This window comes from Enterovirga sp., from assembly GCF_028290205.1.
In the GTDB taxonomy this organism is placed as follows: domain Bacteria; phylum Pseudomonadota; class Alphaproteobacteria; order Rhizobiales; family Beijerinckiaceae; genus Enterovirga.
Map to the genome: position 1 here is coordinate 36,691 of NZ_JAQGKF010000099.1, position 10,687 is coordinate 47,377.

A 10,687-nucleotide genomic window follows, 5' to 3' on the forward strand; every position below is an offset into this window, starting at 1 on the left:
CACTAGTCGAAGGAGTGCCGTGGAACCCACATTTGACAAGGACCGTTGTTCGGCAAGGTGGGAAGCTCAGACCCGCGATGACGCGTCTGGGTCGGGCCGGCCAAGTCCTCCATGCACGCAACATTGTGGCCGAGATGCTCCCGCAAGAGCGTGTCGGTTCGTCAAAGGTGACGATGTTCCGTTGACCCGGGTAGCCGATGCGCTCTCCCCAACTGCAACTTTGTGTCGAACCTGTCGGGGCAGAACATGCACAACGCGCTTCTTGAAAGTCTTGCACCGGCGGACTTGGCCTGTCTCTCGCCCGGTCTTGCCCGGGTTCAGCTCACGTCCGGGCAGGTTCTTCTGTCGACGGGAACGCCGGCCGAGCATGTCTGCTTTCCCGAGGATGGCCTCGTCTCCCTTCTGAGCGGGCTCGACGGCCACAGCATCGAGACCGGCCTTGTCGGCCGAGACGGTCTGGTCGGGGTGGCGGTGCTGTTTGGGCACGACCGCATGCCGCACAAGGCCGTGGTTCAGCTCCCCGGTCCCGCCTGGCGTGTTTCAGCGGCAGATTTCCGCCGCGCGCTGCGCCAGAGCGCCACGCTTCACGAGCACCTGCTGCGCTACGCCTGCGACTATGCCGTCCAGGCGGAACAGACGGCCTTTGCGGCCGGCAAATGCACTGTCGAGCAGCGCCTGGCGCGCTGGCTCCTGATGGCCCAGGACCGCCTGAACCGCGACGACGTCGATCTCACGCACGAATGTCTGGCCAATACGCTCGGCGTGCGGCGGCCCGGCGTCACGGTCGCGCTGCACGTGCTCGAAGGCGAGTTCGCCATCCGGTCGCGCCGGGGCCGGATCACGATCCGGTGTCGTGAGCGCCTGAAACGGCTCGCCGGTGCGGCCTATGCGGAGCCGGATCGGGCGCGCCAGCCGGCCGAGCCGGAACTCATCCAGGCGGCCTGACCGAGGCCGCGCCGCCCGGGCGGAAGCGCGGTCAGCGCCCGGTTCGGATTCTCGTCCAGAGGCGGGTCACGATCCGCTGCGTCGCCTCGTCATAGGCCGTGTTGGTGAACAGGCGCGCCATGGTGGCCTCGTCCGGAAAGATGCCGGCGTCTTTCAGAATCTCGGGTTTCACCAGGTCCTTGGCGGCGAGATTGCCGCCCGCATAGGCCACGAAGTTGGTGTTGGCCGCCGCCACCTCCGGCCGCAGCATGTAGTCGATGAAGGCGTAGGCCTCGGCAGGGTGCTCCGCCTCAGCCGGGATCGCGAAGGCGTCGAACCACATCAGCGCCCCCTCGCGTGGGATGTGGTAGGCGATCTCGACGCCCTTGCCGGCCTCCTCGGCGCGCTTGCGGGCCTGGATGATGTCGCCCGAAAAGCCGACCGCCACGCAGATGTCGCCGTTGGCCAGCGCGTTGATGTATTCAGACGAGTGGAACTTGGCGATGTTGCCCCGCACCGCCATCAGCGTCTCGGCAGCGCGCCGGAGATCCGCCTCGGCCTTCGAATCCGGCTCGAGGCCGATCGCCTTGAGAACGCCCGGCATCATGTCTTCCGGCGAATCCAGCATGTGAATGCCGCAATCCTTGAGCTTGGCGGCGATCTCGGGCTTCAGCACCACGTCCCAGGTGGCCGCAGGCATGTCGCCCAGCCGCTCCCTGACCTTGGCGACGTTCACGCCGATTCCCGTCGTGCCCCACATGTAGTCGACGGCATATTGGTTGCCGGGGTCAAACGCGGCGAGCCGGTTCACGATCTCGGGCCAAGCGTATTTCAGGTTCGGCAGCTTCGTCTTGTCGAGTTTCTGGAACACGCCCGCCTTGATCAGCCGCTGCAGAAAGGCGCCGGACGGCACCACGATGTCATAGCCTGACTTTCCGGCCAGCAGCTTGGTCTCGACGATCTCGTTGTTGTCATAGGTGTCGTAGACGACGCGGATGCCGGTGTCCTTGGTGAAGGACTCCAGCATCTTCGGGTCGATGTAGTCCGACCAGTTGTAGACGTGGACGACGCGGTCCTGCGCCGCAGCCGCGAAGGACGAGGCGAGCAGGACGAGAGCGGCAAGGACAGGTCGAAGACGCATTGCCTGAAGAACTCCGGAGCGGGTCGGCGCGAGCGCCGCGTTGGCCCGGAGAGTAGGGCGCGCGGCGGCCCGCCATCAACCCGCAGGCGCGCGCCGGACCGGAGCGCCGCGCCTGCGCTCCGGAGGTAGCACACGGGTGTTGACGCCGCAGCCCGGCGTGCTAGCCTGCGTTCGAGGTTGGTGGAGCTGCAATCGCGGCACTGGTATCAGCCGACCTCAAGGGGGCCTAGGCCCCCATTTTTTTGCCCGGAGGCCGAGGGTCAGCTCGGTGCCGGGTCCTTGGCGGCCAGCGCCGAGGCGATCTGGCGGGCGAAGGCCACGGGATCGCGCGGCGTGTCGCCGTCCTGGATCCGGGCGAGATCGAGCAACGTCCCGGCTGCGTCCGACACGTCCTCTCCGGATTCGACGCGGCGCGCCAGCGTCTGCACCAGCGGATGCCGGCCGTTCACCTCCAGCACCGGCGCCAGCGCGCCGAGGCCGCGCCCGGCCCGCCGCAGCAGGCGCTGCATCTGCAGGTCCGGACCGTAGCCGGCGGAGGCCAGGACCACGGCGCTCTCGACCAGCCTATCCGTCGGCCGCACGTCCGACACGTCCTCGCCGAGCGCGGTCTTGAGGGCCTCAATCAGCCCGCCCAGCTCCGGCGCAGCCTCCGCGGCTTCGCCCTCGGCTGCAAAACGCGACAGGTCGACGGCGCCTTGCGTGATGCTGCGCAGCTTCTTGCCCTCGTATTCGCCGAGATGATCGGGCCAGAACGCGTCGACATGGTCCGAGAGAAGCAGCACCTCGAGCCCGCGCGCCCGAAACCCCTCGACCTGCGGCGAGCGGGCGAGCGCGTCGGGGTCGTCCGCGATCAGGTAGAAGATCTCGTCCTGACCGTCCTTCATGCGGCCGAGATACTCGGCGAGCGAGGTCCAGCCCTCGGCCGTGGAGGAGCGGAAGCGCAGCAGCGGCGCGATCTCGGCCCGGCGCGCGCCGTCCTCGATCAGCCCCTCCTTCACGACCGGGCCGAAATTCTCCCAGAACCCGACATAATCCTCGGCGTTCTTGGCCCGGCTGCCGAGTTCGCTCAGCACGCGGCCGGTGACGGCCTTGCGGATGCGGGACAGGGCCGGGGTCGCCTGCAGCATCTCGCGCGAGACGTTGAGGGGGAGGTCGTCGGTGTCCACCACCCCGGCCACGAAGCGCAGCCAGTTTGGCAGCAATCCGGCCTCATCGGTGATGAACATGCGCCGCACATGCAGCCTGACCCGGCTCTCGCGCTCGCCTTCGACCGCCGCGAAGGGCTTCATGCCGGGCACGAACAGCAGCGCCGTGAACTCCGTCGCGCCCTCCGCGCGCCAGTGCAGGGTCGCCCACGGCTTGTCGAAGGCGTGCGCCACATGCCGGTAGAATTCGGCATAGCCGTCTTCGTCGATTTCGCCCTTCGGCTTGCGCCAGAGCGCCGTGCCCTGATTGCCTGCCATCTCCTCCGTCCCGCCGATGACGATCGGCAGGGCGATGTGGTCGGCCCATTTGCGGATGATGTGCTGCAGCCGGGTGGGCTCCAGGAACTCCTCGGCATCCTCTTTCAGGTGCAGCACGACGTCGGTGCCGGGCTCGGCCCGGCTCCCTGGCGTCAGCGTGAAGCTGCCCTGTCCCTCGGACGCCCAGGTCCAGGCCTCGTCCGTTCCCGCCCGGCGGGACACGACCTCGACCCGGTCCGCGACCATGAAGGCGGAGTAGAAGCCGACGCCGAACTGGCCGATCAGGTTCGGGCGTTCGCCCGGGCTCGCTTCCGCGAGCGACTGGCTGAACGCGCGCGTGCCCGACCGGGCGATGGTGCCGAGGTCGCGGGTCAACTCCTCCTTGCCCATGCCGAGCCCGTCATCGGTGACGGTGAGCGTGCGGCCGGCCTTGTCGGGCACGATCCGCACCTTGGGGCTCTCCGGCATGGACAGCGCCGCGTCGGTCAGGGCCGCGAAGCGGCGCCGGTCGGTCGCGTCGGCCGCGTTGGCCACGAGTTCGCGCAGAAAGATCTCCCGGTCGGAATAGAGCGCGTGGACGACCAGATCGAGCAACCGCCCGACCTCCGCGCCGAATTCATGCCGCTCGACCGTTCCGGTTGAGGTCTTTTCGCTGTCGCTCACGCCGTTCCTCCTTGTCCGGCCGCGATATGCAGCCGCCGGGGACACGTTTCAACCGGGTTCGACAGTGGACGCCCGGCCTTCCGTGCGCTTACGGTCCGGCTCCCGCGGCGCCCCCGAGAGACCTCGATGCCAGCTTTCGACCTCGCCATTCGGGGCGGCACGGTGGTGACCGCAGCCGATACAGTCCGGGCGGATGTCGGCATCCGGGACGGCCGGATCGTGGCGGTCGCGGAGCGCGTCGAGGGCGCCTCGCGCGAGATCGACGCCTCCGGTCTCCTGGTCCTGCCCGGCGGCATCGACAGCCATGTCCACATCGCCCAGGATTCCGGGCCCGGCATCACGATGGCGGATGATTTCGCCTCGGCGACCCGCGCCGCGGCGGCGGGCGGCAACACCTGCGTGATGCCGTTCGCGATGCAGAAGAAGGGCGAGAGCCTGCGCGGCGCCGTGGAGGCGTATCGCCGCCTCGCCGAAGGCCAGTGCCTGATCGATGTCGGCTTCCACCTGATCATCTCGGACCCGACGCCCGAAGTGCTGGGCCAGGAGCTCCCGGCGCTGCTGAAGGACGGTTTCACCTCGTTCAAGGTCTTCATGACCTACGACGACCTGGTCCTCTCCGACCGCCAGTTGCTCGACGTGTTCGACGTCGCCCGGCAGGAGGGCGCGCTCGTGATGGTGCATGCGGAGGGCTATGACGCCATCCGCTACATGACGGAGCGCCTGGAGCGCGCCGGCCGCACCGCGCCGATCGGGCACGCGCTGTCCCGCCCCGAGGTCGTGGAGCGCGAAGCCGCGCACCGGGCGATCAGCCACGCCGAACTCGTGGACGTGCCGATCATGATCGTCCACGTCTCCGGCCGCGAGGCCATGGAGCAGGTGCGCTGGGCGCAGGCGCGCGGCCTCAAGGTCTATGCCGAGACCTGCCCCCAATACATCACGCTCACGGCCGAGGACCTGGATCGGGTCGACATGGAGGGGGCGAAATACGTGTGCTCGCCGCCGCCGCGGGACCAGGAGAGCCAGCGCGCCATCTGGGAGGGGATCGAGCAGGGCGTGTTCCAGCTCTTCTCCTCCGACCATTGCCCGTTCCGCTATGACGATCCGAAGGGCAAGCTGAACCCGCGCGGCCGCTCCTCGTTCAGGTGGGTGCCGAACGGCATCCCGGGCATCGAGACCCGGCTGCCAATCCTGTTCTCGGAGGGCGTGTCCGCCGGGCGCATCAGCCTGAACCGCTTTGTCGAGCTCACCTCCACAAACCACGCCAAATTCTACGGCCTCTATCCCCGCAAGGGCTCGATCGCTCCGGGCTTCGACGCCGACATCACGATCTGGGACCCGGCCCGCCGGGAGACGATCCGGCAGGACGCCTTGCATCATGGTTCCGACTACACGCCCTGGGAAGGTTTCGAGGTGACCGGCTGGCCGGTCACCACGGTGGCCGGCGGCCGGGTGGTGTTCGACCGGGGGCGCTTCGTGGACGAGGCTCCGGCCGGGCGCGTGCTCCAGCGGGACCTGTCGCCCTATGCGGTGCCGCGCGGCCGTGCCCCGGCGCCTTCCGCCTGACCGCACGACAAGGACACGACGATGGACATGGACCTGCCCGAGGTGAAGGCCGAGGTCGAGGCGGCGTTCGCGCTCTATGAGCAGGCCCTTGGCGACAACGACGTCGAGACGCTGGAAGCTCTGTTTCGAGACGACCCGCGCACCATCCGGTACGGGGTGGGCGAGAACCTCTACGGCATGGACGAGATCCGGGCCTTCCGGCGCGCCCGGTCGCCGGTCGGGCTCGCCCGAACCATCCACCGAACTGTGATCACGACCTATGGCCGCGATTTCGCGACGGCCTCGACCCTGTTTCACCGCGACTCCTCGGCCGGCAAGCTCGGCCGTCAAATGCAGACCTGGGTGCGGTTTCCGGAGGGTTGGCGCATCGTCGCCGCCCATGTGAGCGTGATCGAGGGCTGACGCCTGCGCTCCGGCGAAGGGCCACGGCGGGTCCGGTCGGTCGAGTAACCATCTCGCGCGAAGGTCTTTGCCTCCCTGAAAACACGCCGTACGGTTGAGACGTGGCCCGATGGGGGAGTGGCGACTCGCAGGCGGTGCAACGCCGAGCAGCCCCGGTTCAAATCCGGGGTCGGGCCTCCAGCGCTCGGGTCCAAGGACCAGCTCTCGCGATCCCCGTCGTCGAAGTCCGGTCAGCTCCCGATCTGGGCTGGGTCTAGGTGTCGGAGTGGGTGATGCGGGCTCTCGCTGGTGTCGTCCTGGCGTTCGTGGCCGTGGCTGGAAGCGCCGCCGCCAGTGATCCACCGCTGCGCCCAGACCCTGCCCTGCGGCTGGCCCAGCAATCGCTCCGTCCGCCCACGCGGGCCCCCGCGGCCACCCCCGTGCCCGATGGCGGGCTCGTCGACGCGACCGATGCCGGGCGTCTGGCCGGCCTGATGCAGAGCTGGGGCTGGCTCGCCAAAGTGTCGAAGGACTCGGCCGGAGACCCGCGCATCGAGAGCAAGATCTCGAAAAGCACCTTCTCGGTGACGTTCTACGGCTGCGACAAGGGGCAGAACTGCACCTCGGTGTCGCTGGAGACAGCCTATATCGTCGAGCCGAAGGCCAGTCTCGAGACCATCAACAAATGGAACAGAGAGAAGCGCTGGGGCCAGGCTGCGCTGAATGTGCGCGGCAACCCGACGCTGTCTCTGGCCATCAACCTGGATCAGGGCGTCAGCCCGAAGAACCTGGAATCGACCTTCGAGCGCTGGCGCACCAACGTGACGGCCTTCGAACAGGCCATCGGCTGGTAGCCGGTCGGCCGGTCGGCTCCGCGGAGCCGCCGGCCTGTGCAGAGGGGCCCGCGCTCAGGTCGGCAGGCGGCCGTCCGGCGTGTAGCGGTCCACGGCCTGCGGCAGCTCGCGGGACAGACGCGCCAGCAACTCCTCGCGCGACAGGCCGGTCTGCTGCGACAGGGTCGCGAGCGTGTCGGAGCCGATGGCGCGCTCGAGATCGGGCGGCGGCAATTCGCGGTTCGGTCCGGTGGAGATCCAGGAATCGGCGGCCTCGCCCTGGCCCGCCTGCTTGAAGCGGTCCACCAGTTCGCCGAGGCCTCCGCTGAGCAGGCCGCCCGCCGTGGCGCCGCCACCGAGGCCGCCCAAAAGGCCGCCCAAGCCGCCCAACCCGCCGACATTGCCGGCGCCACCCTGCTGGCCCATGCCTCCGCCTTGTTGGCCCATGCCTCCAGCTTGCCCGCCCGGCAGGCGCATGCCGCCCGCGCCCTGCGCGCCACCGAGGCCGTTCAGCATTTCGGCGATCTTGTCCCGGTTCTGGTAACCGGCGACGGCGAGGAGGCCCAGTAGGGCAGTCATGGACGGGAAGCCGCGGCTCATGTGTCAATCTCCGTTCGGGAGATTACGCGCGAGAGCCGATCCGGGTTCCGGGTCCTGGTCGGCGAAGCGCCAGACCCGGGTGAGCTTGATCTCGGCATCCTCGAGCGACCGCGTCACCGGGACGCAATAGCTCGCCATCTCGGCGAGCCGGGCCACCGGCAGGTAGCTGCGGCCGGGATCGCCGATCAGCACCGTCGCGCCCCGCCGGGCGAGGGCGTGCAGCCACGCCTCCATCCGGCCGGCGATGTCGCGGTCGTAGAAGATGTCCCCGGCCAGGACGGCGTCCCAACCCTCGTCGCGCCCGACCAGGTCTTCGTGCCGGACCCGCAGCGCGACGCCGTTCGCGGCCGCGTTCAGCGGGATGGCTTCGGCCGCGAAATCGTCGATCTCGGCGGCCTCGACCGAGGCCGCTCCGCACCGCGCCGCCGCGATGGCCACGAGGCCGGATCCGGAGGCGACGTCGAGCACGCGGCGGCCGGCCAGAAGCTCGGCCCTGTCCAGGCAGAATCGGGCGAGCGCCTGTCCGCCGGCCCAGGCAAAGGCCCAGAAGGGCGGCGGCAGGCCGATCCCGCCGAGCTCGTCCTCCGTGCGCTGCCACAAGTCGGTGGCCTCGTGCGCGAGGTGGAGGCGGATCTCCGGAACCAGCGGAACGGGAAGCAGCCGGGTCTCGGCGCGGATAAAGGCGGCGCGGTCGAGGATCGGCGTCATGCGGGCGCGGCGTCGCCCAGCATCCCGCGATACAGCGCCTTCACGCCCTCCATCACGTCCCGTTCGGTGAAGCCGTCGAGCACGCGGCGGCGCGCCGCCTCGCCCATCCGGGCCACCCCTGCGGGATCGGCGGCGAGGGCCAGAAAGGCGGCGGCCAGCGCGCCCGGGTCGCCCGGCGGCACGATGCGGCCTTCCAGCCCGTCGCGAACCAGACGGCGGCAGCCCGGCACGTCCGTGGTCACGACCGCGCGGCCCGAGGCGGCCGCTTCCAGCAGCGTCCGGGGCAGGCCCTCGCCGCCGCGCGACGGCAGGCAGGCGACGTGGTGCCCGCGCCACACCGCCGCCACGTCGGCCGAGGGGCCGTGCCACGCGATCCCGGGCTCGGCCGACCACGCCCGCAGGTCCGCCTCGCGCAGAGCCTTGGGGTTCGATGGATCGGGCGCGCCAAAGAGGCTGAGTTCGACATCGGCCCCGGCGGCCCGGGCCAGCCGGGTCGCTTCCACGGCGACGTCGATGCCCTTGGACCAGAGCATGCGGGACACCACGGCGATCCGCAGCGGCGGATGGGTCGGCAGCGGCGAGGCCCCCCAGACCTCCGGGTCGATGCCGGCACCGCCCACGACCGCGACACGGGCAGGGTCGGAGGGATCGAGCCCGAGCAGGCGGGCGTCGTCCTCGTTCTCGAACAGGTAGCGCGTGCCGCGGCTGGCCAGGGGACCGCGCAGAACCGACCGGATCGCCAGCCGGGCGGCGCGGCCGACCAGGTCGGGCCTGGCGCCCAGATAGCCGAGCCCGGTCAGGGCAAAGACCCGCCGGTCGATTCCGGCCATCAGCGCGGCCGTGCCGCCGAGCAGGATTCCCCGCAGCGCGATGCAGTGGACGATGTCCGGCCGCACGGCCTTGAGGATGGCGGCGAGCCGCCCGGCCGCGTCGCCGGCCGCGATCGGGTTGAGGCTGCGGCGCTCGGCTTCGAGCGGAACCACCCGCGCGCCCTCGCGCTCGATCGCCTCGCGGTGCTCGCGGACCCGGGTGATCACCGTCACGTCGAGACCGATCTCCCGGGCCGCCCGCAGCATCGGCAGGAAATGGGAGACGAAGAACCAATCCTCCGTGACCACAAAGGCGAGGCGGGGGCTCACCTGAGGAACGGGTTGGTGGCCTTCTCCTGGCCGATGGTCGAGCCCGGCCCGTGCCCGGGAAGGAAGGCGACGTCGTCGCCGAGGGGCAGGAGCTTGGTCGTGATGGACGAGATCAGCATCTCGTGGCTGCCGCCCGGCAGGTCGGTGCGGCCGACGGAGCCCTGAAACAGCACGTCGCCCATGAAGCAGAACCCCAGGCTGGGCGCGAACAGCACCACGCTGCCCGGCGAATGGCCCGGGCAATGCAGCACCTCGAAGGTGACGCCGGCGATGTCCAGCGTCTCGCCCTCCGCGAGGTAGCGGTCCGGCTCGACATTGCGCACGTCGTCCATGCCGTATTGCCGGCCCTGGATCTCAAGCCGCTGCAGCAGCGGCCGGTCGCCCTCGTGCGGGCCGATGATCTTGACCCCGAGATCGGCCGCGAGTTCGGCCGCACCGCCGGCGTGGTCGATATGGCCGTGGGTCAGGACGATGGCCTCGGCCGTGACGCCGAGCCGGTCGAGCGCCGCCCGGATGGTCGGCACGTCGCCGCCGGGATCGACCACGACGCCGCGCTTGGTGGCCTCCGACCAGGCGATCGAGCAGTTCTGCTGGAAGGGCGTGACGGGCACGACCTGGATGTTGAAATCGGCCATGGGGCTCCCTCGGATGGCCGCTGATTGGAGGATCGGCGGGCCCCGGACAAGCCCGGCACGGCGATCAGGGGAGGGCGACCGCGCCGGAGCCGGGCAGCCGCGACGGATTGGCGCGCGCCGCCCGCTGCAGCGCGGCCAGAATGGACACGGTCACCAGCCCGCCGATCATGCCGACATGCTCGGCCGCAATGTGGAACGCGTGGACCGAGGCCTCGCCGTCCAGCGCCCAGAAGCGGTGCACGAGCGGAATGGTGAGCGCGGTGAAGATCCCCAGCGCGCCGGCGCCGAGCCAGGTCAGCCGGTTGCTGATCACGAGGGCGGAGCCGACGAGCTGCACCGTGACGGTGGCGGCCGCGAAGAGGGCGCCGGGCCGCAATCCGAACCCCTCCAGGACCGCGACCGCGGCGTCGAAGCCAAACAGCTTGTCGAGGCCGCTGCCCCAGAACGGAAAGGTCAGAAGAATGCGGGCCAGAACGCTGGCCCCCCGATGCAGAAGCAGCGCGTCGATGGTCCTGGACATGAGGCTCCCCAGGTAGGTGAACCGCCCGAAGGCCTGGCCCGTCGCGGCCGTTGCCATCCGGGACCGTGTGGGGGCCCCGACGAGGCCCGGCGGTCACCGGCCATGGCCTCCCGACGG

The 10,687-nt window shown here is 70.0% G+C and carries 11 protein-coding genes and 1 tRNA gene; 5 read left to right on the forward strand and 7 right to left on the reverse strand.

The genetic code is table 11. From position 1 onward, the window contains the following. The first annotated feature begins 285 nt into the window (after nucleotides 1-285). Nucleotides 286-945 carry a Crp/Fnr family transcriptional regulator gene (locus JWR86_RS06795; protein WP_299562620.1) on the forward strand — a complete coding sequence of 220 codons (660 nt, stop codon included), beginning with the start codon at nucleotides 286-288 and terminating at the stop codon, nucleotides 943-945. Between the two features lie 31 nt (nucleotides 946-976). Here JWR86_RS06795 and JWR86_RS06800 read toward each other — a convergent pair whose 3' ends face one another. Both JWR86_RS06800 and htpG read right to left on the reverse strand, forming a co-directional pair. Next, nucleotides 977-2,065 (reverse strand): polyamine ABC transporter substrate-binding protein, encoded by a 1,089-nt coding sequence (locus JWR86_RS06800; protein WP_299562623.1) that lies wholly within the window; start codon nucleotides 2,063-2,065, stop codon nucleotides 977-979. Nucleotides 2,066-2,325: 260 nt separating this feature from the next. Then, nucleotides 2,326-4,191, reverse strand: coding sequence for a molecular chaperone HtpG (gene htpG, locus JWR86_RS06805; protein WP_299562626.1), 1,866 nt, complete (start codon nucleotides 4,189-4,191; stop codon nucleotides 2,326-2,328). Between the two features lie 126 nt (nucleotides 4,192-4,317). On the opposite strand from htpG, the gene hydA reads away from it, so the two are divergent. The 4 genes from hydA (at nucleotide 4,318) to JWR86_RS06825 (ending at nucleotide 6,989) form a co-directional block, all read left to right on the forward strand. Next, nucleotides 4,318-5,754 carry a dihydropyrimidinase gene (gene hydA / locus JWR86_RS06810; protein WP_299562629.1) on the forward strand — a complete coding sequence of 479 codons (1,437 nt, stop codon included), beginning with the start codon at nucleotides 4,318-4,320 and terminating at the stop codon, nucleotides 5,752-5,754. A gap of 21 nt (nucleotides 5,755-5,775) precedes the next feature. After that, on the forward strand, nucleotides 5,776-6,156 hold the full coding sequence (gene hpxZ / locus JWR86_RS06815) for an oxalurate catabolism protein HpxZ (protein ID WP_299562632.1): 381 nt from the start codon (nucleotides 5,776-5,778) through the stop codon (nucleotides 6,154-6,156). A gap of 103 nt (nucleotides 6,157-6,259) precedes the next feature. Beyond that, nucleotides 6,260-6,336: transfer RNA gene (locus JWR86_RS06820), tRNA-OTHER, on the forward strand. Between the two features lie 92 nt (nucleotides 6,337-6,428). Then, a complete protein-coding gene (locus JWR86_RS06825; RefSeq protein WP_299562635.1) occupies nucleotides 6,429-6,989 on the forward strand; it encodes a YbjN domain-containing protein in 561 nt (186 codons plus the stop codon). Nucleotides 6,990-7,043: 54 nt separating this feature from the next. Here the strand turns inward: JWR86_RS06825 and JWR86_RS06830 are convergent, their stop codons facing one another. From JWR86_RS06830 to JWR86_RS06850, 5 genes are all read right to left on the reverse strand, one after another. After that, complete coding sequence (locus JWR86_RS06830; protein ID WP_299562638.1) at nucleotides 7,044-7,568, reverse strand: YidB family protein; 525 nt, start codon at nucleotides 7,566-7,568, stop codon at nucleotides 7,044-7,046. A 3-nt stretch (nucleotides 7,569-7,571) separates the two neighbouring features. Beyond that, nucleotides 7,572-8,276, reverse strand: coding sequence for a methyltransferase (locus tag JWR86_RS06835; protein WP_299562641.1), 705 nt, complete (start codon nucleotides 8,274-8,276; stop codon nucleotides 7,572-7,574). After that, nucleotides 8,273-9,415 (reverse strand): glycosyltransferase family 4 protein, encoded by a 1,143-nt coding sequence (locus JWR86_RS06840; RefSeq protein WP_299562643.1) that lies wholly within the window; start codon nucleotides 9,413-9,415, stop codon nucleotides 8,273-8,275. The genes JWR86_RS06835 and JWR86_RS06840 overlap by 4 nt, the downstream gene beginning before the upstream one ends. Next, nucleotides 9,412-10,050 carry an MBL fold metallo-hydrolase gene (locus JWR86_RS06845; RefSeq protein WP_299562646.1) on the reverse strand — a complete coding sequence of 213 codons (639 nt, stop codon included), beginning with the start codon at nucleotides 10,048-10,050 and terminating at the stop codon, nucleotides 9,412-9,414. The genes JWR86_RS06840 and JWR86_RS06845 overlap by 4 nt, the downstream gene beginning before the upstream one ends. A 64-nt stretch (nucleotides 10,051-10,114) precedes the next feature. Further along, on the reverse strand, nucleotides 10,115-10,570 hold the full coding sequence (locus JWR86_RS06850) for a DoxX family protein (protein ID WP_299562649.1): 456 nt from the start codon (nucleotides 10,568-10,570) through the stop codon (nucleotides 10,115-10,117). Between the last annotated feature and the right edge of the window lie 117 nt (nucleotides 10,571-10,687).